Genomic DNA, 26,139 nt, shown 5'->3' with positions numbered 1-26,139 from the left:
TTTTCGAAGTTTTCAAAGTTTCCTTTGCAACTTCAACCACTTGCGCTTCGATCAACTTCGCGTTGCTCGTGAGCGGGAGGCGAATTCTACAGCGTTACAACCTGCTGTCAACCACCTTTTTCACCGCTTCCGATCAACTCATCGAAACCTCTTCCCCGCCAATCAAACCGGCTAACTACTTGATTACCAAGGAGTTTTCCGTTTCATCTGCTCCGGAAGAGGTGCGAATTATAGACAGATTCGAGAGGCCGTCAACCGTTAATTCAGGCTTTCTGCAAAAAAGCTTATATAGAGCTGGAAAATGCACTCTTCTATATATAGAAGGGCTACAACACTCCCGCTTCACGCAGAAGGCATACCTCTGCCGCTTCCAGCCCCAATACAGCCTGAAGCACCTCGGACGTATGCTCACCCAATAAAGGCGGCGCAAAGCGATACTCGACAGGCGTTTCGGAAAGCCGGATCGGGCTGGCAACCGAAGGAACGCTTCCACCCAGCGCGTGAGGCAGACTCATCGCGAGACCCCGCGCCTGCACCTGCGGATCAGCAAACACCTGCGCAAGGTTATTGATCGGCCCACAAGGCACACCAGCCACCTCCAGCTCGCCAACCCACTGCGCAGTCGTCTTGAATACAGTCGCCTGGCGAATCAGCGGGATGAGCTGCGCCCGATTGGCCACTCGCAGCTTATTAGTAAGGAAGCGTGGATCGTCAGCCCACTGCGACTGCCCAGCGACCTCGGCAAACTTGCGGAACTGGCTGTCATTGCCCACCGTCAGGATGAAGTCGCCATCAGCAGTAGGAAAATCCTGATACGGGACGATATTCGGATGCGCATTACCCAATCGCTGTGGCGCGATCCCCGTGGTCAGGTAGTTCATCGCCTGATTGGCCAGACAAGCCACCTGCACATCCAGCAACGCCATATCGATATGCTGACCAGAACCGCCCTGATCACGATGCGCCAGAGCAGCCAATATCGCAGTAGTCGAATACAGTCCGGTCAGAATATCCGTCAGCGCAACGCCAACTTTTACCGGCCCCGCACCCTCTTCAGCCTCAGGCCGCCCGGTCAGACTCATCAGCCCGCCCAAGCCTTGAATCATGAAGTCATAGCCGGCGCGCTTGGCGTAAGGTCCAGTCTGCCCGAAGCCAGTAATCGAGCAATAGATCAGCCGCGGATTAACTGCTTTCAGCGACTCATAATCCAGGCCATATGCAGCCAGGCCACCGACCTTGAAGTTCTCGATCACGATGTCAGATTTGCCTGCCAACTCCCGCACCAGTTTCTGACCTTCAGGTCGGGTGAAGTCGATGGTGACTGACTGCTTATTCCGATTTGCGGAAAGGTAGTACGCCGCCTCGCTGGTATTCTCGCCGTCGGCATCCCTTAGAAAAGGGGGACCCCAGGCGCGCGTGTCATCGCCATTGCCGGGACGCTCCACCTTGATCACCTCGGCTCCGAGGTCCGCCAGGATCTGCCCGGCCCACGGCCCGGCCAAAACCCGCGACAGATCCAACACCCTTATATGTGAAAGCGCACCCATGATCGGCCCCTCTATTAATAGAAAGCCTGGATACCGGTTTGGGCGCGCCCGAGAATCAGCGCATGCACGTCATGCGTCCCTTCATAGGTATTGACCACTTCCAGGTTGACCAAATGGCGCGCGATGCCGAACTCATCAGAGATCCCGTTACCGCCGAGCATGTCGCGAGCCATGCGCGCGATATCCAGGGACTTGCCGCAGGAGTTGCGCTTCATGATGGAAGTGATTTCCACGGCAGCGGTGCCTTCGTCCTTCATGCGACCCAGACGCAAACAGCCCTGCAATGCCAAAGTGATTTCAGTCTGCATATCTGCAAGCTTCTTCTGGATCAACTGATTCGCTGCCAGCGGGCGGCCGAACTGATGGCGATCCAGCGTGTACTGCCGAGCGGTGTGCCAGCAGAATTCGGCCGCACCCAATGCTCCCCAGGAAATGCCGTAGCGCGCCGAGTTCAGGCAGGTGAACGGACCTTTAAGGCCGCGCACATCCGGGAAGATGTTCTCTTCGGGCACAAACACGTTATCCATGACGATTTCGCCAGTGATGGACGCACGCAAACCAACCTTGCCATGAATAACCGGCGCACTCAGCCCAGACCAACCCTTCTCCAGTACGAAACCGCGGATATCACCCGCGTCGTCCTTACCCCAGACCACGAAGACATCGGCAATCGGGCTGTTGGTGATCCACATCTTGCTGCCCGACAACCGATAGCCGCCGTCGACCTTTCTGGCTCGGGTGATCATCGCACCAGGGTCCGAACCATGATTGGGCTCGGTCAGGCCGAAACAGCCGATCCACTCGCCGGAAGCCAGCTTGGGCAGGTACTTCTGTTTTTGTGCCTCGGTGCCAAACTCATTGATCGGCACCATCACCAGCGAGGATTGCACGCTCATCATCGAACGGTAACCGGAGTCCACGCGCTCTACTTCCCGAGCGATCAATCCGTAACACACGTAATTCAGGCCGCTACCACCGTACTCCTCGGGAATCGTGGCGCCCAGCAGGCCGATTTCACCCATCTCGCGAAAAATTGCCGGATCGGTTTGCTCATGGCGAAATGCTTCGAGGACTCTGGGCGCCAGCTTGCCTTGAGCGAACTGCGCAGCGCTATCGCGAACCATGCGCTCTTCTTCAGTGAGCTGTTGATCCAACAACAGTGGATCGATCCAGTTGAAGCTTGCCTTGGCACCCATGAAAACCCTCACTCAGTCATGCAAATTTGTTGTGCATTGATCCTAGACCCGTATCAGCCGCGCCACAAACGAGGATTTTGCATGCACTTGTGCTAATTTCTCACTCCGAAATTGCTAAACCCTGAATATTGACTGCTGATTAGTGAGCGCTACGAACATGCGTCGAAAAATACCCAGCACCGCCGCCCTGGTCAGCTTTGAAGCCGCTGCACGTCACGAAAGTTTTACCAAGGCGGCTGACGAACTTTCGCTGACCCAAAGTGCTATTTGCCGACAGATCGGCAGCCTTGAGTCTTTCCTCGGCGTGGAGCTATTCCGACGTTCGCGGCGCGGAGTGAAGCTGACAGAAGCAGGCCTTTCCTACAGTCGACGTGTAGCGATGCAACTGGACGCTGTCGAGCGGGACACCTTGTCAGTCATGGGCCAGCAAGGGACAAACGCTATCGAGCTGGCGGTCGTGCCTACTTTCGGCACTCAATGGCTGCTGCCACGCCTCAAGGATTTTCAAAAGCTTCATCCTGAAGTGACGGTTAATCTCACCAACCGCACGCGCCCTTTTCTCTTCGCAGATACCGAGTTCGACGCTGCGATTTATTTTGGCGATGCCGACTGGCCGGGTACCGAGTCCTATCGTTTGATGGGCGAAAATCCCATGCCCGTGTGCAGCCCGGCATTGCTCAATGGCCGAGCCAGTCTCAGCCCCGACGAACTAGCCGAGCTGCCGCTACTGCAGCAAACCACTCGGCCCTATGCGTGGCGGCAGTGGTTCGGCGGGCTCAACTTCAACGTCCCACGCGACATGACCGGCCCGCGCTACGAACTCTTCTCGATGCTCGCCCAAGCGGCCATTCATGAAATGGGCGTCGCGCTGATACCGCCCTTCCTGATCCAGAGAGAGCTGGCAGAACAACGCCTGGTGGTTGCCAATTCCTACGCCCTGTCGAGCATCAAGGGTTATTACCTGATGATTCCGCTGCGAAAGGCCGAATCGGCTTCCTTACGAGCATTTCGGGACTGGCTAATAGAACAGGCAAAAGCCTACGAGCTAATGAAATCAGGGGGCTCAGCGACACCATAATTATGTAGTGCTATACATTATTAACTACATATATAAACTTATGTCGCCTTGATGAAACTGCATTCCCGTCAGGAATAGCAGGTATAAAGTGCCGGAATACATGGCCTGCGGGCCTATTTGAGGTAACTTTTGTTCTTTTTCATTTTTTAAATCAGCAACTTCGAAAAAATCGTCTATTTTCCCTTAAAGCCCCGGATATAAAGGGCTGTGGTCGACCATTGCGACATTAGGTCACAGCATGACTTGTAGTTAATTTATGGTCTCATTACAGAATCTGTTGAAGAGACCGAACTTCGCCTGCAAAATGCCGCGCCCGCCCTTGTTCGGCTGGGTCGTGCTGATCGGCAGCCTAAAAGCACCGCATTGGCGCTCTCGACTCATTGAGAACTATAAAAAGATCACGCAGGAGACTTCACGTGCATATTGGCGTTCCTCTCGAGACCCAAACGGGTGAAAAGCGGGTAGCTGCAACCCCGGAAACCATCAAGAAATTGATCGGTCATGGCCACCGCGTCACGGTGCAAAGTGGCGCGGGCGTCTACGCCAGTGTCCCGGATAGCGCCTATGAAGCTGCAGGTGCCGCTATTGGTACGCTCAGTGACGCTTTGGGCGCCGAGTTGCTGCTCAAGGTCGCGGCCCCCAACGATAGCGAGCTGTCGCATATAAAGAGCGGCGCGATCGTGGTCGGGATGCTCAACCCCTTCAACAGCGAAACCATTGGCAAAATGGCCGCGCAAGGCATTACCGCTTTCGCCCTCGAAGCCGCGCCGCGTACTTCCCGCGCACAAAGCCTCGATGTGCTGTCTTCGCAAGCCAACATCGCCGGTTACAAGGCCGTGTTGCTCGGCGCACATCACTATCCGCGCTTCATGCCGATGCTGATGACCGCCGCCGGCACTGTAAAGGCGGCTCGCGTTCTGGTGCTGGGCGCTGGCGTGGCCGGTTTGCAGGCCATCGCTACGGCGAAACGCCTGGGTGCAGTGGTTGAGGCATCCGATGTGCGTCCGGCCGTGAAGGAGCAGATCGAATCGCTGGGCGCCAAGTTTATTGATGTGCCTTACGAAACCGACGAAGAACGCGAATGCGCGGTCGGGGTTGGCGGTTATGCGCGCCCGATGCCCGCAAGCTGGATGCAGCGTCAGGCCGTTGCGGTGCACGAGCGCGCCAAACAATCGGACATCGTCATCACCACGGCGCTGATTCCGGGTCGCAAGGCGCCGGTGCTGCTTAGCGCAGAAACCGTGGCGCAGATGAAGCCCGGTTCGGTGGTCATCGATCTGGCAGCAGCGCAAGGCGGCAATTGCCCGCTGACGGTTGCTGATCAAGTCGTCGTCGAGAACGGCGTGACCATCGTCGGCCACACCAACCTGCCCGCGATGGTCGCCGCTGACGCCTCAGCGCTGTATGCCCGCAACCTGCTGGATTTCATGAAGCTGCTGTTCGACAAGGACGGGCAACTGCACATCAATCAGGAAGACGACATTGTCGTTGCGTGCCTCATGTGCCGCGATGGCCAAGTCATCCGCAAGAACGGTTAAGGATAAAAATAATGGAAGAGCTGATCTCCCCAGGTATCTATAACCTGATCATCTTCGTTCTCGCGATCTACGTGGGTTATCACGTGGTCTGGAACGTTACACCCGCCTTGCACACACCACTCATGGCCGTGACCAACGCGATCTCGGCCATTGTGATCGTCGGCGCCATGCTCGCCGCCGCACTGACCGTTACACCGCTGGGCAAAACCATGGGCACGCTGGCCGTGGCGCTGGCCGCCGTCAACGTGTTCGGTGGCTTTCTGGTAACGCGACGCATGCTGGAAATGTTCAAGAAAAAAGCACCTAAAGCCAAGGAAGAGGTGCGCAAGCCATGAGCATGAATCTCGTCACCGTGCTGTATCTGGTCTCTGCGATCTGCTTCATTCAAGCGCTCAAGGGTCTCTCTCATCCGACCACATCACGCCGGGGCAACCTGTTCGGCATGCTGGGCATGGGGCTGGCGGTGATTACCACCATCGGTCTGGTCTACAAACTCGCGGCGCTGTCCAACACCAGCGCCGGCATCGGCTACATCCTTATCGGCTTGCTGGTAGGCGGCACCGCTGGCTCGATCATGGCCAAGCGCGTCGAAATGACCAAGATGCCCGAGCTGGTTGCCTTCATGCACAGCATGATCGGCCTGGCTGCGGTGTTCATCGCCATTGCTGCAGTGGTCGAACCGCAATCGCTGAACATTGTGCCCAACCTGGGCGATGCGATCCCGACGGGCAACCGCCTGGAGTTGTTCCTCGGCGCAGCTATCGGTGCAGTGACCTTCTCCGGTTCGGTGATTGCGTTCGGCAAGCTCTCGGGGAAGTACAAGTTCCGCCTGTTTCAAGGCGCACCGGTACAGTTCGCGGGTCAGCACAAGCTGAATCTGGTGATTGGTCTCGCCACGCTGTTTTTTGGCTTGATCTTCATGTTCACCGGCAACCTGAGCGCCTTCGCCGTGATGCTGGCTCTGGCGTTCGTGATCGGTGTACTGCTGATCATCCCGATTGGCGGCGCAGACATGCCAGTCGTGGTCTCGATGCTCAACAGCTATTCAGGCTGGGCGGCGGCGGGTATCGGCTTTTCGCTGAACAACTCGATGCTGATCATTGCCGGTTCGCTGGTGGGATCTTCCGGCGCGATCCTCTCGTACATCATGTGCAAGGCGATGAACCGATCGTTCTTCAACGTGATCGGCGGCGGCTTCGGCGGGGCCAAGGACGTTGCCGGTCCGGCGGGCGCCACGGAAGCGCGCCCGGTCAAGTCCGGCTCGGCCGACGACGCGACCTTCCTGCTGACCAACGCCGACACGGTGATCATCGTCCCCGGCTACGGCCTGGCGGTGGCGCGGGCGCAGCATGCGCTTAAAGAGCTGACGGAAAAACTCACCCATCACGGTGTCACGGTGAAGTACGCAATTCACCCGGTTGCCGGACGCATGCCCGGCCACATGAACGTGCTGCTGGCCGAAGCCGAAGTGCCTTATGACCAGGTGTTCGAGATGGAGGACATCAACTCCGAGTTCGGGCAAGCCGACGTGGTGCTGGTGCTGGGTGCCAACGACGTGGTCAACCCGGCGGCGAAAAACGATCCCAAGTCGCCCATCGCCGGAATGCCGATTCTGGAGGCGTTCAAGGCCAAGACCATCATCGTCAACAAGCGCTCGATGGCAAGCGGCTATGCCGGCCTGGACAACGAATTGTTCTATCTGGATAAAACCATGATGGTGTTCGGCGACGCCAAAAAGGTGATCGAGGACATGGTGAAGGCGGTCGACAACGCGTAGCCTCCAAACGCGTTTATCCAAGCCCCAGCACGCGAGTCGGCTGGGGCTTTTTACATTCCATGTAACAGTGTTTTGCGTTGCAACCCGTTAATTAGAGCCTCCAGATGCGACCTTGGTAGCGGGACGAAAAACGCCCAACTCACTAAACTGGACCCTCGCTTCCACCCCCGAGATAAGAATCCAATGTACCGTGACCGTATCCGCTTGCCTTCGCTCATGAGCAAGGTGATGAGCGCGGCTGATGCCGCAGCCTTGATTCAGGACGGCATGACCGTCGGCATGAGCGGCTTCACCCGTGCAGGTGAAGCCAAGGCGGTGCCCAAGGCACTGGCCGAACGCGCCAAAGATTTCCCACTCAAGATCAGCCTGATGACGGGCGCCAGCCTGGGCAACGACCTGGATAAACAGCTGACTGAAGCCGGCGTGTTGTCGCGGCGCATGCCGTTTCAGGTCGACAGCACACTGCGCAAGGCCATCAACGATGGCTCGGTCATGTTCATCGACAGCCATTTGTCCGACACCGTCGAGCAACTGCGTAACCGGCAGATCAAGGCCGTGGACCTGGCCGTGATCGAATGCGTGGCTATCACCGAGGAAGGCCATCTGGTCCTGAGTACCTCGGTGGGCAACTCCGCGAGTTTCGCCATTCTCGCCAAAGAAGTGATCGTCGAGATCAACCTCGCCCAGCCGCTGGAGCTGGAAGGCCTGCACGACATCTATATACCCAGCTACCGCCCGACCCGTTTGCCGATTCCGGTACTCAACGCCGACACGCGAATCGGCAACACTGCCGTGCAGATCGACCCGGCGAAAATCGTCGGCATCGTCATCAGCAATCAGGCCGACTCGCCTTCCACGGTGCTGCCGCCAGACACCGACACCCAGGCCATCGCCAATCACCTGGTCGAGTTCTTCAAGAAGGAAGTGCGTGAAGACCGCCTGACCAACAAGCTCATGCCATTGCAGGCCGGGATCGGCACCATCGCCAACGCCGTGATGCATGGCCTGGTCGATTCGCCGTTTCACGACATGACCATGTATTCCGAGGTCTTGCAGGATTCGACATTCGAACTGTTCGACGCCGGCAAACTGAGCTTCGCCTCCGGCAGCTCCATGACCTTGTCGGCCAGCAAACATGCCGAAGTCTTCGCCGACTTCAACCGCTACAAATCGCGTCTGGTGCTGCGTCCTCAGGAAATATCCAACCACCCGGAAATCATTCGCCGCCTCGGCATCATTGGCATCAACACCGCCCTTGAGTTCGATCTGTACGGCAACGTCAACTCCACTCACGTGTGCGGTACACGCATGATGAATGGCATCGGCGGTTCCGGCGATTTCTCGCGAAACGCGCACCTGGCGATCTTCGTCACCAAGTCGATTGCCAAAGGCGGCGCTATTTCCAGCGTCGTGCCCATGGTCAGCCATGTGGATCACACCGAGCACGACGTGGACATTCTCGTCACCGAGCAAGGGCTGGCCGATCTGCGCGGCCTCGCACCGCGCGAACGTGCCCGGGTGATTATCGACAACTGTGTCCATCCCGCTTACCGAGCTGCGCTCAACGCGTACTTCGAAGCGGCCTGCGCCAAAGGCGGACACACCCCGCACGTGCTGCGCGAAGCACTAAGTTGGCACTTCAGGCTGGATGAAACCGGCAGCATGCTGCCGGCCTGATGCAAACAGTTGCGGGTGAGCAATACAATTTCTCGCTCGCCTGCAAACTGAAATCGCCATAACTGGCAGAACTGTACTTCTGTACCGGTCATTTTCAGGCCCTAAAACGTCTATTTCACTGCTTTGGCGCACAAAACGCACCATTTAGGTGCCGACCGGTACAGTTGCCCCATTTATGAACAAAACAGTGCCTCTAAACAGTTAACTGAACCCTCACAATACAAGTGAACTGTGTCTGGAGAGACTGGCCAACTGAGAGGAAGATTGGCACCAGTCAAGCCACTATCTAAACCCGCCACAAGCGGAAGGAAGTCACACCATGGAACGTACAGTCAGTTCCGACATGTTCTACGAAAACACCGCTACTACCGCTCAAGCTGCATGGCCGATGCGCGCATTCGCTAACCTGATGCTCTGGCAGCGTCGCCTTTCCAGCCGCCACCAATTGGCTCGCCTGGATTCGCGTTTGCTGGCTGATGCTGGTATCAGCGAATCGCAACGTTACGAAGAGCTGAGCAAGCCGTTCTGGCGCTAATTTAGCGCACGCTGGTCCCTGACCTTACAGGTCTCTCACCAGCAACCCGAATTGCTACATACAAGACCCGTCGCAGGTAACTGCCGACGGGTTTTGTCATTTCAGGGCCTGGGATTTCGCCTGTGCAAATGTCATGTGCAGAACAAACCGACATCATCGGGCACAAGTCCCCCTCCTCCCCAAACCTGCACAGATTCGGTAGGACCGGACTTGTCCGGGAAGGCGCTGGATCAGGCAGATCGATGTTGGAACATCCGACGTCATCGGGGACAAGTCCCCCTCCTACCCTAACCTGCACAGATTCGGTAGGACCGGACTTGTCCGGGAAGGCGCCGGGTCAGGCAGATCGATGTTGGAACATCCGACGTCATCGGGGACAAGTCCCCTCCTACCCTAACCTGCACAGATTCGGTAGGACCGGACTTGTCCGGGAAGGTGCTGGATTCGGCAGATCGATGGAACATCCGACGTCATCGGGGACAAGTCCCCTCCTACCCTAACCTGCACAGATTCGGTAGGACCGGACTTGTCCGGGAAGGCGCCGGGATCAGGCAGATCGATGTTGGAACATCCGACGCCATCGGGGACAAGTCCCCTCCTACCCTAACCTGCACAGATTCGGTAGGACCGGACTTGTCCGGGAAGGCGCCGGGTCAGGCAGATCGATGTTGGAACATCCGACGTCATCGGGGACAAGTCCCCTCCTACCCTAACCTGCACAGATTCGGTAGGACCGGACTTGTCCGGGAAGGCGCCGGGTCAGGCAGATCGATGTTGGAACATCCGACGTCATCGGGGACAAGTCCCCTTCTACCGGAACAGGTACAGTTTGATCTATGCTAATAACCACCTGTACAGTTATGCCGATCAGGCCTGCCTGGATTTAAGCCAGCATGACCAGCCAGTCACCGGCTATCCGCCGCGATGGCACAGGTGGCATTGCTGGGATAGGCTTAATAGTTATTACAGCCGCACCTGATGAAATTTTCATGATGTCTGGCTGTGATCTGACCTTATAGACGTCCGCGTTTCTTACTAATGGAGTTTCACCATGTCCCGCCTACGTTTGCTCAGCGCTGTAGTCCTGCTGGCCGCCGCAACGAGCGCAAGCGCTTCCAGCTTTGTTGTTACTACGGATGCGGTCGTGCGTGCAGTGGATGCTTCCACCAACGCCACATCGAACATTTCGTCCTCCTTCAAGGATGACAAAATCGTGCGCGCCGCTCGCGACGACGCGGCTAGCTTCGTTGCCAGTGCCGGCGAAATCCGTGGCGTTCAGCTCGAAGGCGCCTTCCAGCATATCCGTCAACTGGCTCCGCAACTGGACGCTACCGATGCTCAGCTGGCTCAAGCCATCCTGACCATCTGATTGACCTGCGCGGCGGTCGACACTGCATCGTCGATCTGCCGGGCTGGCTCTGGAACGGGCATTGCGCTAGCCTTGGCGCCTCGCTTTGCCAGTTCTCGAGACCATGCGTTTATTGCCGCTCCTATTGCTGACGCCCTTGGCGACCCTGATCTGGGCAGCCCAGGCTCAGGCGTTCGATACGACCACGCAAAGCCTGGTGATCAGTGGTTACGCCACCAGCCAGGTGACGACCGGCCCGTTCGACAACAAGCTGATAATTGCCGCCCAGGATGACGCTGCAGTGTTTATCGCCACTGATGGCCAACTGCGAGGAGCACAGCTTGAGTCGGCGTTGCAGTATTTGCGTCAGACCCAGCCAAAACTTCGTGCCAGCGACCTTGAACTGGCGCAGGCAATCCTCGTCCAATAACCGCTTTCTACTCTTCTGCATTTTTTTGGAGACGTTTCATGCGTACCCCGCTGATTGCCGCCTTGGGCCTGCTGTTGCTGGCCAACGTTGCCCAGGCTGAAACCGTCGTACAGACCAGTCACATCATCGTCAACGCGTTTGCCCGCACCATCGACTTCACTTCGGACACCACCACTTCGGTGCGCGATTCCAAGCTTGTTGTCGAGGCCAAGGACGATGCAGCCAGTTACGTCGCCAGCCGTGGCGATATCCATGGCGCGCAACTCGAAGCCGCCTTCGACATGCTGCGCACCCGCGTTCCCGAAGCCCGCAATGCCAGCGATCAGGTTCTCGCCGAAGCCATCCTCGCACTGTGAGGCAGCTTGGTGCCTGGCTGTTGGCGTGCGCACTGGCGCTGACCGCCACGAGCGCCTTCGCCAGCCTGAGCCTGTCGCTGACCACTGACGGGCTCACTCCTGCGCAACAGCAAGCGACCCAGACCCTGCTCGACGAAGCGCTGCTCGCGCTGCCGCCGAGCTTTGTCCGCGATCTGGATCGGCGCGTCGAAGTGCGCTGGTCCGCCGACATGCCGACCAACGCCTATGGCCAGGCATCCGGGCCTTATCGATTGGACCTCAACAGCAGTCTGCTGGCCGGTCTCACTGACGGCTCGGCTGCCACCGCGAAAACCAATCGCCCTCACGGCACCGTGCGTAACGAAATGCTTGCGACCGTGCTGCATGAGCTGACCCACGTTTATGATCGCGCCCGACTCTGGCAAGCCCCGCAGCGCTCACTGATTATCAAATGCTCGCGACGCAGCAACACCCTGGGCAAAGTCGGCCTGCCGGAAGACTGCCGGGGCGAAACCGATCGGCGCTTCACCCTCAGCGACGACCCGCGCCTGCTGGACCTAGCCGGCTGGCCGCAATACGTTGGTCGTCGAGGCGAGCGCGAACAGCACAATGGCCAGGTCGCGCGCAGCCCGGACATCTACGAAACCACCAGCCCGCTGGAGTTCGTCGCGGTCAACATGGAGTATTTCCTGCTTGATCCGGCCTACGCCTGCCGCCGCCCGGCGCTGTACGACTACTACAAGCAGCACTTCGGCTGGGCACCCAAGGCGAAAGACGCTTGCCCGACGTTCTACCCGTACCTGAACGCCGGCAGCGACTTCGGTCGCCAGCCGTTGGGCAAGCTTGATCCCGAGCGCGTCTACGAGGTCGACTACCTGCTGGCCGAAGCCAACCAGAACATGATGAGCCGTTGGGGCCACAGCATGCTGCGTCTGGTGATCTGCAAACCGGGTCGTCCGCGTGGGCCCGACTGCCGACTGGATCTGGACCAGCATCTGGTGTTGTCCTATCGAGCATTCGTCGGCGACGTGCAGTTGTCGAGCTGGGATGGCTTGATGGGCGCTTATCCATCACGGCTATTCGTGTTGCCGCTGGGTCAGGTCATCGACGAATACACCAAGACCGAACTGCGCAGCCTGGCCTCGGTGCCGCTCAAATTGTCTCGCCCGGAAATCGAAGGACTGGTGCAGCACGCGGCCGAAATGCACTGGAGCTACGACGGCAATTACTTCTTCATCTCCAATAACTGCGCCGTGGAAAACCTCAAGCTGTTACGCAGCGGCACCCATAACCCACGGCTTGGCGATCTGGACAGCATCCTGCCCAACGGCTTGCTGGAAGTGTTGAAAGGGCGCGGACTGGCGGACACCAGCGTGCTGGACGACCCCAAGGAAGCCTTGCGCCGGGGCTATCGCTTTGACTCCTACCGCGACCGCTATCAAGCGATGTTCGAAGTCGTGCGCAAGCGCCTGCCCATTAAACAGACCACGGTCGAAGACTGGCTGTCGCTGCCTGCTCAGGAGCGCAAACCGTGGTTCGCCAAGGCTGATCTGCAGAGCAGCGCGGCAATGCTGTTGCTTGAACAAGCCAGCCTGCGTCGGCAATTGCTGACCGCTCAGGATGAGGTCAAGCAACGCTACCTGAGCGCGCGTGAACAAAAAGACGGCAGCGTCTCCAAAGCCACCCAAACGCTGCAGGAAATCCTCGCCAGCAGTGGCTTCCTGAGTCGACCGGCGGAACTGCTGGACAGTGGCGGCTATGGCTTGCCGCAAGCAGCGGAATGGAAACGCCTGGAAGATGAAAGTGGCCAACGCCAGAAACAGCTCCAACGCCTGAGCGGTGACCTCGACAAAGAAGTCCGCGCCCTGCTCGAACCCGAACGCGCCGCGGAAATCGCCGCCAACGAAGCCAACCTCAAACAACTGGGCGAGCACCTGCGGGCGCTGCATAAAGCGGCGGGCGGGCTGGAATTGCCTTGAGTGTTTGCAGGCGAAACACTGAGTTCGTAGGAGCGAATTTATTCGCGAAGGCGTCAGCCATGACACCGAGTTGTGTCAGGAAAGCATCTCGCGATCAATCCGGTCCGCTCCCGGATAAATCCGGCCCTACAGAAACGAGCACCTGCTAAACCTTCTTCTTCCTCGGCTTCAGGTACTTCATCAAGCCCTGAAACCAGATCACCAGACCGGGATTGCCCTTGATCTGGATATCCTGATCCTGAATACCCTTCATGAACGCCAACTGCTTGTTCTTGGCCTGCAGTGTGGCGAATCCGAAAGCGGCATCCTTGAAACAAATGGCGAACGCAGGTTCAGCAACGGTACCGGCACGGCTGGTGATGCGCTGGTCGCTGACCACGAAATGCCGCGCCACCTTGCCATCGAAGGTTTGCAGCTGAAAAGTCAGCGCCTTGCCGGCCAACTGTTGTTGAAACGCAGGATTGCTGCGACTGGCCCGAGACATCAACAGGCCCAGCATCCAGAGTAGAAAACGAAACTTCATGACACTGCCTCGGTAGAGAGTTCCGGTCGGAGCAACCGGCGCAGCAGTGTAGCGGTTCGCATGATGCACTTCAGCAGGAAAATGCATTCCTGTTCGGCGAAGATAGCGGCAATAACGTGACTGATCGGTCACTATTTTCAGCGATAAGCAAAGCGCCATGCTGAGAAGGAATGGCGCTTGCCCGGGGTTCAACGGATCAAACAGGAATCAGCGGATGCTGCTGATGCTGCCTTTGTTGCCAGTCACCTTGACGTCGACCTTCTTGAAGATGAAGTAGTCTTTGACGTTCACTTCATAACGAGGCGCAACGATCAGGTCGGCGCCCGAAGACTTAACAGCCTTGTAGGCTGCAGCCGCCTTGGCTTGTGCGACCGGATCAGGAATTGGCAGACCCAGGCCGCCCAATGCACCGCCACCACCGCCGCCAGCGCCATACACCACGCCGTCCGCGAATTGAGTGTCGCCACCAAAGGCAAAGAAGTTGAACAGGATATTGGTGGACGATTGACCACTGATGGTTTCGCCAACCTTGACGTCTGCTTTCAGATCACTTTTGACAACGCCTTCCAACGGCGCACTTGGCTGACTCATGTTGTAGCTGACGCAGCCGCTGGTGGTCGCAATCAAGGTCGCAATCGCAGCAGACATCCATAGCTTTTTCATAGCACTTTCCTGGGTAGTTTTTTAGGGGTTATCAACAGCGGCGGAACTTTAAGGGAATAAGGAATATTAAAAAGTCGGAAAATTCCTAGGATTACGTAGTCCCCAATACTTAGTTGTAGGGAAATTTCTGACACAGCAATACCCGGACAAAACTTGAAAAGTCCTGACATAAAGTAGGAAAAATATTAATAGCGCGTAGTTGATTTACAGACCAAGTGCCGGGATCGGCGATCAGAACTGCATGCGGCCGATGGGCACGGTACTGAACGCATCGCGCAGTTCGCGGGCGGTGATGGATCTGCTCACGCACCTAGCCAAGGTGGCTTGGGTACGCGAGCAGAAGTAGTAGAGGGGAACGAGGGACCAAATTGAGCGGACTACCCACAGCCCCCCGTTTGTGGAACCAGACGGATATCGACCCGACGATTAGCAATGCGACCCGCCTCGGTGTCATTGCTGGCGATGGGCAGGCTGGCGGCAACACCCTGAACAGCGAAGCAACCGGAAGGGATCTCACCGACGCGCTGCAACCAGTCACGCACCGCAGAGGCCCGCGCTTGCGACAGTTGGAGGTTTTGCTGAGGATCGCCCGTGGCATCGGTATGGCCGACGATGACGATCAACCAGCCGGGCCGCGATTTGATAGCCAGCAGCGCATTGATCAGCACCTTGTCGGAGTCAGGCTTGAGTTCCGCTTTGCCTGCATCGAACAGCGAAAGGCTGTCCAGATGCAAAGGATCGGGAATCGTCTGCTCCTGCTTGAAGATACTCACAAGGCTTGTAGATCCGTCGCTTTCCGGGCTGGCTAACCATGTTTTCCAACCTACCCAACTCGCAATCGCCAGTACAGCAGCCAGTGCCAATAGCCACCAACCCGTACGACGCCGCGTTGTTTCAAGCGCTAAAGCCGGAACCTCGGGAAGGCGGGGGGTTGGCAAGATGACAACAGGCATCACAAAGGCTGGTTCGGGAGCCCTTGTCATTTGCAATACCGGTTGCCCCGCGACAGCGTTTCGCTCCAATCGGTACATCAGATTGCTGACTTGCTGACGCAGGGACGCCAGCGTGACTATTGGAAATTCAACCTCCCGCAGCAACAGTCTATTTAGGCGCTCTAGTTTGGCGTCAAGCTGAATGAGCGCCGGTACGCTTCGCGGCCCCGTATCCATACTGCGCAGCAGCGGTTGCAGCTGCGCGAACAACCAAGCCAGGATATCCACGCGTACCGATGACATTGGCGGCCATAAATACGACCATTCACGGCCAAGCGCCTCTATCAATGTCACCCCTTCCGTCATTCCCTCCAGCCCATGCAGGTAGCTACGCGCCAGCGCGAAGTAGGCAACGGTTTGTACTTCCGCCCCGTTTCTTTCAAACAATGTCAAACACAGCTGCTCCACCTTGGCCCAATCCACATCGGGACAAGCCGGGTGATTCAGCTTGGCGAGCTCGTCGCATAGCGTTAAAAACTCACTAAATTCGCGCGGATCGCCGCCGACGCGGATTCGCATTTCAAACAACGCGGTCATCCCGCTTTCCTTCTATGGCAGGCTCAGGGTTTCGACAAATAGTTCTGGCGCTTCAAGTGACGCACCAGAGCTCGGCCTTCGGGGGCTAGCGTTGTGCCGAAATTCAGCCACTGGCCTCCTTTCATCTGCACATCAAGGGAGTATTCCAAATGCCCTGGCAGAGTCTGCGGCAGCATTTGGATATTCACTGCCGCAAGGCGTGGCTCGTACTTCAGCAGAGTGTCAGTCATTGAGCTCATCAGCCCATGCGCTGTGGCGGGCAAGCCTTGCAGGACCGTGCCCATGTCCGGCAAACCGTAATCTGGCAAGTGACTGAGCGTACCGGCTCGGCTGTTGAGGACCCGCTGCAAATTATCGAGAATCGACAACGTGGACTGATCCTCTTCGCTGACTTTATGCATGTCCAATTCGCCATCGAAGTTCTGTAGAAGCATTTCGTAAAGCGAAGGATTGGGCTCATTCATCGCTCATTCCTTCGCCAACGGTCGCAGAGTCAGTTGGCTGTCTCTCAACTCGATGACTCGCGCCCGATCCGGGTCCAGGTCGTCGCGGGTCAGCGTGAGGCGCCACGCATTTAATTTGGTATCGGGCTCGCGGAACAGCGCTACCACCACGACAAACTGAGCATCCTCGTTCATGGGAACATTCAGTTGCGCGCCCTCCTCCGGTTTCACCACCACTGCACGCTTGTCCAGAACATCACCGACCAAGGCGTTATCGTCATTGCTCACTAGCTTGTCGTAGTCGGCGCGCTCCACGGCCTTGTTATCGCGCAGCTGGTAAACCCGCACCAGCGTCGGCACTGACAACACAGTCATATCCGTCTCATCAGTGTTAGCTGATGAGCGGCCGCTGAAGTCCAGATGCAGGTTTTTTACCTGTTTGTAGAAAACTGCCTTGGTCATGGATGCGGTGGATTCTGTGACTTTCTGCGTCAGCCCACAGCCGCCAAGCAGTGCGCCGAGCGCAAGCAACGCCACTGAGTTAAAAACGGTACGCGACATGCTGCACCTCCCTGTTCTTTGGGTTGTTTGAAAGACCTTGATAGCGGCCCAGATTGATTGTGATTTTGTCGTGTTCCGCGACCTGCCGGGCTTCACCGCCCAGGCCGAGGACACAGGTCATGCCGAGCAGAACTGGCGCGCCGCCCAGAACCGGCTTCGGCAGGCTGTTCACTGGCAGCGATAACTGCAGCATTGCGGTGCAACGCCAACCGAGGTACACGCGCAACAGCACTAACAAGTCGCTGTGCAACTGAGCACCGGGCAGCCAATCGCGAGCTTCGTTCAAATCTTCAGTGAACAGCGCCAGATGAAGCTGGCTGTTGGCGTCATAGCCAACGCTGCCCAACGGCATACCTTGCGACAGACGCACGGGATGACTGGACGAAAGGCTGGCGGGCTGCGCCAAAAGAACTTTCTGCGGCCAGTGCGGTGTAACCCGCGCCTGAGTATTGGGTGCCAGCAACTTGACCAGCGCGACAATGCCTTCGGCGTTGCGGGTAGGCAGACGCATCACGCTCAGTAGCGCCAAAAAGCGTGATATCGGCGTCGCGATCTGTTTGGCGGTTCCGGGAATCCCCAGGCCGATCAACCCCAGCAAGCACTGCGATGTTGCATCGCTGCCTCCAGCCTCGAACGTCGCCGGATACGAGTACTTGCGCCAGATGCGATAGAACTGGGTGAAAATCCGATGGTTGAAAATATCGAGGAAAGCTTCCAGCGCTTCGTGGCCTTCCCGGCGCTGGGCGATGTCATCCAGATAAGCAGTCGGCAACGGAGAGTCGACCCCGTACAGACCAAGTAGACGGGTGCGCACAGTGGCCGGACGTTGTGGGTGAACGCCGCTGGTTTCGATTCCTTTCAGTTCGCTGACAGGAAATCCCATGCCGGGGTCGGGCCGAAAGCGTACCGGGTCATCCGCAGGATGCGTCGTGCTGCCCAGCGGCGGATGGTTCGGCAAAGCCTGTTCCAGCAGTTGGCAGAAGCGATACAGATTGGCTTCCGTCACCCGAGCTTTCAGCGCCTCCAGTAAACCGGAAGTCTTCAGCCGGGAATACGCTGACTGTGATTCTCGTTCCATCGCAGGCATTTTCCTGTTGGTTGCAATATCAGCGTGAGCTGGTTGTACAAGTGGATATCTGCATACAGCGCAAAGAAGCGGTTAAGCATTTCGCCGAACAGGCTGATGTCGCCCTCGCCGGAAAAACCATTTGCGTCCAGGGTGATCTCGATATCCACGCCTCGTAGCAGGAACCCTTTCTCGAAGCGCTGGATCAGGTGATGCTTGACCTCGACTATCGCCGCCAGGCGACGCCGATTCAGCTCACTGTGCGTCCAGTCGTAAAGCGCCAAAGTACCGCGCAGCACCTCCGCGCTGTCGAGCATCGGCAGAAAATTAGAGCCCAGGTGACTCAGCACTCGCCAATGAAACCGATCCCGGTTCGGCGGGTAGCAAGGCAAAGTCGGGGCACACAGGTTGCGCACCCGCAAACCAAACTGGTTGGATTGCACGACGGTGTCGAGCAACGTGCTTTGCAATGCCTTGCGCGGTAACTGGCCATGGGTGCCGGTGAGCCGTAAAGACAGGCTTTGGCTGACCTGCAACTGGTCATTGTCAAAACCCTCGCCGCCCAAAACCAGCCAGGTGTCGTGCAGTCCATTGGCGCCGCGCTTCAAGCGGGTGTGAAAGTATCGCTCGGGTGCTTCGTCGCGGAGCATGCCGCCCTTGTGCCTGAAGCTGGTGAACGGCACATAGTCATGGCGCTCCGCGTTCTTTGCCGCCGTGACCTTATCCACCGAATAAATTTCGATATGGCCGTCCTGTAGCCGCATGGGGCGAAGCAGGTAGTCGGTTTGCAACGGATCGATGGTGAGCGGATCGGCTTCCAGCGGAAACAGATTGATCACGGGTACGGCGTGCAGACGGATGTGTTCTGCGCTCAGATTGAACGCATGGGGCCACGGCTCACTTAGCACCACTTCAAGTTCAAACCAGGGCGTTGCGGGTGGCAGCTTTAGCTGTTCCAGCCCGCAGAGGGTGACGAACATGAATTTTTCGCGAAAGGTGAAATACTCCAGCAGCAACTGATAACCGCTGAAAGCGCTGTCGCCCTTGGGCCATAAGCGATCCGCCTCGGCAAAACCCTTCGGCGCAAAATGGCCTGCCAGCCGCTGACGATCCAGTTCAGGGAACCGCACGTACAAGGTTTGAGCATTCAGGGTCAGCGCCTGGTGCAGCGCACTGGCCAGCGGCGCGCCAGCGTTCAGATACAACGGAAGGTTACTCAGATCGACCTGGCCCCAGTCAGCCAACAAACCGCAATTGAAACGCAGCCTGAGCAGCGAACGGCCGTCCGGTTCGTGGGCATGCCGTACCGATTCCAGAGTGATCGGCTGCAGCGTTAAATCCTGAGTAGTAGTGTAGGAGCAACGTGTCTGATGCGGCCCAATAGGTTGCGACAGCACTTCGAAGCCCTGGCCGATCGGCTCACTACGCTTGATGTGTTCAAGTTCAGGAGTCAACTCGACAATCGATAGCGACGGAATAGTGCGCAAATAATGCGGCCACAACAGACTGACCAAGCCTTCGGTCAGCTCCGGCAGGTCATCATCCAGTTTCTCGCGCAGCCGCCCCATCAAGAAGGCAAAACCTTCGAACAGGCGCTCCACGTAAGGATCGTGTGCTCCCGGCTTGTCCAGGTTCAGCTGCGCTGCCCGGTCCGGAAAAGCTTCTGCGAACTCCTTGCCCGCCTCACGCAGATAGCGCATTTCGGCGTCAAAGTACTGCAGGGTCAGATTGTCCATGCTCAAAGAAAGAATCCTTATAAATGATAGTTAGGCGCAGAGCACTGCGGCGCGTACAGGGTCAATCGCCACCAGCGCAGCCAGCAGCGCCTCCATTCGCCGGGCGAGGGAAGGTTTGTCTGCATCGCTGCGCTGCGCTTTCAAGCGCAATAACTTGAGCAAACGTGCCTTGATCTCGAAATTCAGCTCGGGCTCCCACTCGGCCAGGGCGTGGCGCTGTGCGGTGACATCCAGTTCGCTCAGCAGATGAACAGCCAGATCGTTTTTGCCGTATTGCTCGGCAACCCGCGCCATCAGCAAACGCAGCAGCCAGCGCTGCCGACCGGTCTGTACGCCGGGCCGCGCGGCCAGCCAGGCGAGCGCCTCATCGATGCCGCCGCTGTCGGCTTGCGCCAACGCTTCGGCCTCAAGTGAAAGGATCTCGGTATCCGCCGATACCGGTGTCGCCGCTGGTACTGGCAACCACTGCTGCGCACGATTGCCACTGACGTGCTGGGTAATCCACTCCCGAGTCGTCTCATCGGCGAAAGGAGTACCGTCGCTCCAGCGCAACTCCTCAACGCCCGGCAAACGATCAAGCAACATGCCCAGATCACGCTTGACGATATCGGCCCAGCTGTCTTGAGGGGCTGGCTGTTTACTCAATGCCTGGCAGAGGTACCACTGCAGATCGAGCCAGAAATGATTCACGCCTTCGGCGTACATCCGCTCGACCTGATCAAGCAGTTCATTCCAGCTCTGTTGTAGGTACGAACGCTTTAGTTGCGCCCGATAGTCGCCGCGCGGCGCAGCAAGCCGAGTTTTGCCGCTTTCATCTTGAGGTGGCGGTTCGTGAAGGGTGTCCCAGCGCAGACTTTTCATTAATCGGTGGGCAGCCAGCCAGCCTTGAGGTTGCTCGCGCAAATAACCTGCCAGCGCGCGGCCGCCGTCCAAAAGATCGCGTCCGGATTTCGGCGCTATGGCAGGCGATCCAGAGGCTCGATTATTCGGTTCGCTACTCGCGCTGTTCTGCGGCACAAGCGCGTCTACTCCACCGGACTTCGCCAGCCGGGCAGACAACGCGGCATACAATGCGCCCAATGCAGGACGCTGATTTTCCGGCCAACTGCTTAGTCCCTGTTCCAACCAGGCCAATGCAGCAACGGTGCGCTCGGCCTCGGCTTTCACCACTTCGGGATACAGCGACAGGCTGTCCAGCACTTTGCTGCTGGCCAACCACTCCAGCGCCATTTTTCGACTGTTGGGCCTCGCGGGCAGTATCTCGGTGTAACCCTCCACCAAAGCGGCAAGCAAAGTCAGGCCGTCAGCCAGGCCAAGTTCCCCATCTTTGTGCAGGCGCGCCCACAGGTAATAAGTGGCCACGCGAAGGTCTTTGCAGGAATGGGTTAGCAGCGTCTGCGCCAACTGGACGACCTGATCGACATCGGCGCCGGACAGTTTGTTGACCTCCTCGCGCATGCGCTGAAAATCATCGTCGTATCCCGGGTCCTCACCTGTTGGAGAATCCGCAGTGATCGGCAGCAACCATGCAGCCCAATTCGTGGCCTGTTCGCGGGCAAGTGACACCGCATCGCGCTCACCCAGGCATCGGGAAATCAGTGTGTCCAGACTCATTCAAAAACTCCGTTCTGCGCGTAGGGCTCCGCTGCTTTGCCCCCATTAAGAAATATCTCCTTCGGCATCTTGAACCCCCGCAACTTGAGCAACGCCATCGGCCCCGCGCCCAGTTCGGTGCGCAGATGCCAGGTCAAACCGAGGCCGTCGGGGGCGGTGAGGACCATGCGGTAACGACTTTCGCCGTCGTCCAGCAGGGTCATTTTGGCGTTCTCCAGCAGGCGGATCAGGCCCCAGGTGCCTTGATAGTCGCCGAACAGGCGCTCGCCGGTGTGCACGCTGGTCCACGTGAGGCTCGCGCCCGGATGGTCGCTGCGGCCCGGCCAGTTGAAGCGTTGCCATTTTTCCCGCTGATTGAAGTACTCGTGTTTTTCGCCGTTGAGGGTGAAGGTGGTTTGCACCACGTTGCGCACGGCTTTGCCACTGAGCTCGAAACTCAAGCCCATGCCGCCGTCGGTGTAGAGCACGTCGGCCAGATGGCTGAGCTGGTTGATGGCGGTCAGAAATTGCGGATTCAGGCGCAAGCCCTGGCTATGGCGCGTGTCTGCCACCCACTGGCTGCCTTCCTTGCGCAGCACGCCGCTGAGCTGGCGCTGCAAGAATTGTTCGATGCGCCCGGAATCGGCGCGGATCATTTGCCCGAGCATGGGCAGCGAGATGTCGCTGGCGGTGGCCGCAAAGGGGTAACGGCCGGTGAAGGCGCTGTCCCAGTCGCTGACAACCGCACGCTGCCACTGTTTGTTGAGGCTCGCCGCCGAGGGTTGCAGGACTTTTTGCCAGGCTTGATCCAGCGGCTGCACAAACAAGGTCTGGCCAATTCCGGCCCATTCGGCGCCCAGACTCGCGGCGATCAGACGGCCATAGGATTGGGTGTCGGTCAGGTCGATGCTGTTGCCCTGAAACACCGTTTGCGCCAAAGCCTGGGTCATTTCCAGCGGGTCGGGTGCGTTGCTGATTTGCTGCAACTTCAAGCGCACGCGGGTCACGCGGGTGAGAAACGCCTGCACGCTCAGGCTGTCATCGCTGGCCGCACTTTCCGGGCCTTTGCCGAGCAGGGCCAGCAAGGGACCAAAGGTTGCATCCAGCGGCCCGCGCGGGCCGAGTCCTAGCTGGTCGATGACGGGGGTCGCGTCCTGTTTGATCAACTGCTGAGCCGACTGAATCAACGAGTCAGCCAACGCCTGCCCACGCGTGCCGGCCTGTCCTTGCCACGCCAGGGTATTCATCAGCGCGATGACCGGCGATTGGCGCACGTCGCTCATCAGCGTCAACTGGTCGATCACTTCGGCCAGGCTCTTGGCCTGCTTCCAGCGCAGGCTGTTGAGAAACGCCAGCCACGCACCGCTGTAGTCCTGAAAGTAGCGTTGGGTGAGGCGTTCGCGCAGCACATCCGGGGTCAGTTCGGCGGCGATGTCCGTCTGGCTGTCGCTGAGCACCCAGTCGATTTGCTCGCGGCGTGCGTCGGCAATGTCATCAATCGCCTTGCGCACCTGGCCTTCCCAGGCCTGACGGGTGAACACGCCGGGCACCTCGGCGCCCGAGGACAACAGCGCCAGCGCATCGGTGTCGCCGACCATGTCGTGCAGGCTCAATGCCGGAGAGTGATTGGCCGCCGCGTCGAGCACTTTCTGGTACAGGTTGGCTTCGGCATTGCGCTGGCCCAACTGCCCCAGCAGCACTTGTCGCGCCTGGGCCACCAGCGTCGGATTGGCTTCAATGCGCCAGTCCGGGTGCGCGGCCAGGTGCTCGCTGTAAAACTTCCAAAGTCCGGGCGACAAGCCTTGCCACAAGCCCGGCGAAATACCCTCACGCTCAGGTTCGGCATTGCCCAAAGCCTTGGCCAGAAAGGCTGCATCGGCTTTTTCCGGACGCGCCATCATCAGGTACGCCTTGAGCTGTTGGTACGCGTCGTTGGCACGCTTGGCCCGCTCGGGACTGTCCGGCGCCAGCTTGACCAACGCCCGCAGCTGACGTTGCAGGTTTGCCGCCGCCGGGTCGCGCATCAGGCGATTGTTGGCTTCGATATAACGCGGCCACAAGGCATCGAGCAGCGCCTGATTCTGGTTCAGGCCAAAGCGCTGATACCAGGCCGCGCCGTGTTCAAGGCGATAATCCAGCCGCGCCATTTCCCGCACCCAGTCGTTCAGCGCTCGCAGCTGCGCATCACCATTGCCGGGCTGTTGCAGGGTCGCGAGCGAGGTGTGCAACTGGGCGATTTGTTGCCGATTGCTGGCGAACGACAACAGCATGCCCGCGCCCCACAGCAGTGCCAGGCTGAGCATCAATACGTAGCCGATGCGGGTGGCGGGCCAGCCCAAGCGACGCACATTGACGGCCCGGTCTTCAACTACGCCACGCCACGCCGGATCCAGCAGCCAGAGGTTGGGGTAATCACTTGTAGCTCGCGACACTGGCAGGCTGAACCACACACCACGCAGCGGCAAACCCCGAGCGAAATCACCGAGCAACGGCGCGAGCGCCTGGCGCCAACGGGCGATGCCCTCGGCTTGCAAGTCGCGAGACAAACGAAACAGGAAATCATGCTCAAGCGCGGTTTCCATCTGCGCCAGGCCCGCCAGCCGCAAAGGCTGCGGCAACTCGCCGAGGCAGCTTTCCAGCTGCGGCGCCGTCAAGCGCGCCGGCAACAGACAACCCACCGAATCGGTCGGGCGTTCAAGTTGCGACCATTCACTGGCGCAGACCTGCCACAGGTGCAGCGGCAACTGCCAACACAAGGCACTCGCCAGACTTTTCAGGTTGCGCGTCCCCGTATTCATCGCCGCAGCATCGGCGCTCTGCGCCTTGCTCAACGCCCAAACCACCCCATCCAGCGGCCGCCCACGCGTCAAACCGCGCCACCGCGCAACGAACGCCTCATGCAATTCAACCTGCGGACTGCCACCCCACAACAACACCGTGCCCTGGCCTTCCTGCCAAAGGTCTTTGGCCAAGCCGGGAGCGATGGCTTCGATCTGCTCGGGTTCGCCGACGATGAGTAGCAGGCGGAAGTGGCGGCGCCAGAAGAAGTGGGAGCGGGCTTGAAGACGTGCTTTGCACCGGTCAGCTACCTCTTGATCCGCTTTACAGGGAACTACGCTAGGGAGATCAAGATGAGTTTTACCTCTTATGCGAGAGATCAACTCCTTCGCGGCCAGTGCTCTCTCTACCAGCCCTCCAACCCCTTCAAAGAAAAGCAGTACCAAACAGACAACCAGTAAGCCTGCCGATAACTTGACTCGCTCGGCCTCATTTTCTATCTGGACTAAAGGGTTATCGATCCAGATCAGCAGGCCGCCACTGACAAGTACGCACAGGACCACAATCCAGATACCGATTCGCTTCATTTTCACGATTAATCCTTATTTATCGTCAAGCAGGCTGAACAACGCAAACCTGCGAGGAAGCGTCGTGGAACATAATCAGTTGAGCATGCCGGTCCGCCTCAGCCCCCTCGCTTGCGACAATCAAAGCCACGTTGGCGACGGCACATCCTGGAAGGCCAAATGAATCGTCCAGCTGCTGACGCTTTTCGCTATCAGGCGGATAACCTGCGACAGTCAGCGCGATGTTTGCGTCGCATACGACGTCAGGAGACATCTGCGATTGCCAGGTAAAGTATCGGCCGGTGTCGGGCTGAAGCTGCCCCCACAGAACGGCGTCTTTCAAGGCGTCTGCTTGATCGTTTATCTGTACCGGACGATGAACAATGGCGGCCGGGGCGATACCTTTCGTCACGCACCAATCAGAGTCCGCAAGCAAGACTGCCGAAACCGACTCGGCCTGTTCGGCGATTGGATTGAGGAACAGATTGACCTCAACCGATAACAAACATTGGCAGGGGGCACGCTCATCCAGCCAGGCATCGATCCAGAGCAGGCCGTCGTCCTGATTGGCAAAAACCACTTGATCAATCGCGTGTTTGTCGCCGATAGATGATTGCCATAGCGACAAGACTTCCTCATCCCCTAACACCTGGTTGTGCCTGATCCGCACACGTAACGGCATGTCGGGTGCATAGCATTGCAACTCGGCGTCTATCCCGCGCATCACCTGATCGAAATAAGCCGCCAAGCGCGCTGCGTACTCATTGTTGGTATGAAGTTGCGCAGGCGGAGTCAACTGGCTCAAGCGCACAGTCCGCTCCTGGCCCTCAAGATAAAACGGTTGCAATGGCTTACTGCCCAAACGGAGTGCTTGGGCGATTTGATTGTTACCTGCCGCAGAGCAATAGGAGGTCGCCAGTAAGGCGATAGCGCGTTGCCCGTGCGTAATCAGCAGCTGTTCCTGCTCACCACGGGTCTGGTTCCAACTGTCCACAAACTCAACGCGTCGCTCAAAAGCCAGTAAACGAAAGGCATAAAGCACCAGCCCCAGCATCAACGGCAGGACCACTGCGCAACACCAGAACCACAGCGACATACGCCAACGATTTTCCGGCCACAGCAAAACTACAAGGCCGGCCGTTATCAGCGCGCAAAGCAGAACAACAAGGCACCAGCGCTTATGACTCGGTGGAAGCGGGGCTGATAGTTTCTCAGGCAAGGCTCGAAGATCGACTGGCACG

The 26,139-nt window shown here is 58.2% G+C and carries 22 protein-coding genes; 10 read left to right on the top strand and 12 right to left on the bottom strand.

Annotated elements, in window-relative coordinates:
- Positions 1-326: 326 nt before the first annotated feature.
- Positions 327-1,550 carry a CaiB/BaiF CoA-transferase family protein gene (locus tag AABC73_RS01170; protein WP_341524366.1) on the bottom strand — a complete coding sequence of 408 codons (1,224 nt, stop codon included), beginning with the start codon at positions 1,548-1,550 and terminating at the stop codon, positions 327-329.
- An 11-nt stretch (positions 1,551-1,561) separates the two neighbouring features.
- Complete coding sequence (locus AABC73_RS01165; protein WP_065833841.1) at positions 1,562-2,743, bottom strand: acyl-CoA dehydrogenase; 1,182 nt, start codon at positions 2,741-2,743, stop codon at positions 1,562-1,564.
- A 157-nt stretch (positions 2,744-2,900) separates the two neighbouring features.
- On the opposite strand from AABC73_RS01165, the gene AABC73_RS01160 reads away from it, so the two are divergent.
- The 10 genes from AABC73_RS01160 to AABC73_RS01115 all read left to right on the top strand — a co-directional run bounded on the left by AABC73_RS01160 (position 2,901) and on the right by AABC73_RS01115 (position 13,440).
- Positions 2,901-3,821 (top strand): LysR family transcriptional regulator, encoded by a 921-nt coding sequence (locus AABC73_RS01160; RefSeq protein ID WP_341522106.1) that lies wholly within the window; start codon positions 2,901-2,903, stop codon positions 3,819-3,821.
- 416 nt (positions 3,822-4,237) lie between these two features.
- The gene (locus tag AABC73_RS01155; protein ID WP_341522105.1) at positions 4,238-5,359 is read left to right on the top strand and encodes a Re/Si-specific NAD(P)(+) transhydrogenase subunit alpha; all 1,122 of its coding nucleotides are present in this window, start codon (positions 4,238-4,240) and stop codon (positions 5,357-5,359) included.
- A gap of 11 nt (positions 5,360-5,370) precedes the next feature.
- Positions 5,371-5,694 carry an NAD(P) transhydrogenase subunit alpha gene (locus AABC73_RS01150; RefSeq protein WP_003438157.1) on the top strand — a complete coding sequence of 108 codons (324 nt, stop codon included), beginning with the start codon at positions 5,371-5,373 and terminating at the stop codon, positions 5,692-5,694.
- The gene (locus AABC73_RS01145) at positions 5,691-7,136 is read left to right on the top strand and encodes an NAD(P)(+) transhydrogenase (Re/Si-specific) subunit beta (protein WP_341522104.1); all 1,446 of its coding nucleotides are present in this window, start codon (positions 5,691-5,693) and stop codon (positions 7,134-7,136) included. The genes AABC73_RS01150 and AABC73_RS01145 overlap by 4 nt, the downstream gene beginning before the upstream one ends.
- A gap of 183 nt (positions 7,137-7,319) precedes the next feature.
- The gene (locus AABC73_RS01140) at positions 7,320-8,813 is read left to right on the top strand and encodes an acetyl-CoA hydrolase/transferase family protein (RefSeq protein ID WP_331149779.1); all 1,494 of its coding nucleotides are present in this window, start codon (positions 7,320-7,322) and stop codon (positions 8,811-8,813) included.
- A gap of 319 nt (positions 8,814-9,132) precedes the next feature.
- Positions 9,133-9,348, top strand: a complete 216-nt coding sequence (locus AABC73_RS01135; protein ID WP_020291569.1) for a DUF1127 domain-containing protein — start codon at positions 9,133-9,135, stop codon at positions 9,346-9,348.
- 1,051 nt (positions 9,349-10,399) lie between these two features.
- Positions 10,400-10,717 (top strand): DUF2388 domain-containing protein, encoded by a 318-nt coding sequence (locus AABC73_RS01130; protein WP_020291570.1) that lies wholly within the window; start codon positions 10,400-10,402, stop codon positions 10,715-10,717.
- 103 nt (positions 10,718-10,820) lie between these two features.
- Complete coding sequence (locus AABC73_RS01125; protein ID WP_341522103.1) at positions 10,821-11,126, top strand: DUF2388 domain-containing protein; 306 nt, start codon at positions 10,821-10,823, stop codon at positions 11,124-11,126.
- A 38-nt stretch (positions 11,127-11,164) separates the two neighbouring features.
- Positions 11,165-11,482 (top strand): DUF2388 domain-containing protein, encoded by a 318-nt coding sequence (locus tag AABC73_RS01120; protein ID WP_341522102.1) that lies wholly within the window; start codon positions 11,165-11,167, stop codon positions 11,480-11,482.
- Positions 11,479-13,440, top strand: a complete 1,962-nt coding sequence (locus AABC73_RS01115) for a DUF4105 domain-containing protein (RefSeq protein ID WP_341522101.1) — start codon at positions 11,479-11,481, stop codon at positions 13,438-13,440. The genes AABC73_RS01120 and AABC73_RS01115 overlap by 4 nt, the downstream gene beginning before the upstream one ends.
- Before the next feature lie 145 nt (positions 13,441-13,585).
- Here AABC73_RS01115 and AABC73_RS01110 read toward each other — a convergent pair whose 3' ends face one another.
- The 10 genes from AABC73_RS01110 to AABC73_RS01065 form a co-directional block, all read right to left on the bottom strand.
- Positions 13,586-13,963: a helicase gene (locus AABC73_RS01110; RefSeq protein WP_065833938.1), complete on the bottom strand. Its 378-nt coding sequence runs from the start codon at positions 13,961-13,963 to the stop codon at positions 13,586-13,588.
- Positions 13,964-14,170: 207 nt separating this feature from the next.
- Positions 14,171-14,626, bottom strand: coding sequence for a hypothetical protein (locus AABC73_RS01105; protein WP_341522100.1), 456 nt, complete (start codon positions 14,624-14,626; stop codon positions 14,171-14,173).
- 377 nt (positions 14,627-15,003) lie between these two features.
- A complete protein-coding gene (locus tag AABC73_RS01100) occupies positions 15,004-16,155 on the bottom strand; it encodes an OmpA family protein (protein WP_341522099.1) in 1,152 nt (383 codons plus the stop codon).
- A gap of 23 nt (positions 16,156-16,178) precedes the next feature.
- Complete coding sequence (tssE, locus tag AABC73_RS01095) at positions 16,179-16,619, bottom strand: type VI secretion system baseplate subunit TssE (protein WP_341522098.1); 441 nt, start codon at positions 16,617-16,619, stop codon at positions 16,179-16,181.
- Between the two features lie 3 nt (positions 16,620-16,622).
- On the bottom strand, positions 16,623-17,159 hold the full coding sequence (gene tssJ, locus AABC73_RS01090; RefSeq protein WP_341522097.1) for a type VI secretion system lipoprotein TssJ: 537 nt from the start codon (positions 17,157-17,159) through the stop codon (positions 16,623-16,625).
- The gene (gene tssG / locus AABC73_RS01085; protein WP_341522096.1) at positions 17,140-18,237 is read right to left on the bottom strand and encodes a type VI secretion system baseplate subunit TssG; all 1,098 of its coding nucleotides are present in this window, start codon (positions 18,235-18,237) and stop codon (positions 17,140-17,142) included. Before tssG ends, tssJ begins: the two co-directional genes overlap by 20 nt.
- Positions 18,201-19,967, bottom strand: coding sequence for a type VI secretion system baseplate subunit TssF (tssF, locus tag AABC73_RS01080; protein ID WP_341522095.1), 1,767 nt, complete (start codon positions 19,965-19,967; stop codon positions 18,201-18,203). The genes tssG and tssF overlap by 37 nt, the downstream gene beginning before the upstream one ends.
- 24 nt (positions 19,968-19,991) lie before the next feature.
- The gene (tssA, locus tag AABC73_RS01075) at positions 19,992-21,575 is read right to left on the bottom strand and encodes a type VI secretion system protein TssA (protein WP_341522094.1); all 1,584 of its coding nucleotides are present in this window, start codon (positions 21,573-21,575) and stop codon (positions 19,992-19,994) included.
- Positions 21,572-24,919: an ImcF-related family protein gene (locus AABC73_RS01070; protein ID WP_341524365.1), complete on the bottom strand. Its 3,348-nt coding sequence runs from the start codon at positions 24,917-24,919 to the stop codon at positions 21,572-21,574. Before AABC73_RS01070 ends, tssA begins: the two co-directional genes overlap by 4 nt.
- A gap of 25 nt (positions 24,920-24,944) precedes the next feature.
- The gene (locus AABC73_RS01065; RefSeq protein WP_341522093.1) at positions 24,945-26,138 is read right to left on the bottom strand and encodes a hypothetical protein; all 1,194 of its coding nucleotides are present in this window, start codon (positions 26,136-26,138) and stop codon (positions 24,945-24,947) included.
- Position 26,139 lies beyond the last annotated feature (1 nt).

Origin of the sequence: Pseudomonas sp. G.S.17 (genome assembly GCF_038096165.1) — a bacterium.
Classification (GTDB): Bacteria; Pseudomonadota; Gammaproteobacteria; order Pseudomonadales; family Pseudomonadaceae; genus Aquipseudomonas.
The sequence above is the reverse complement of the archived record's forward strand: the minus strand, read 5'-3'. Positions and strand labels throughout refer to the sequence as shown.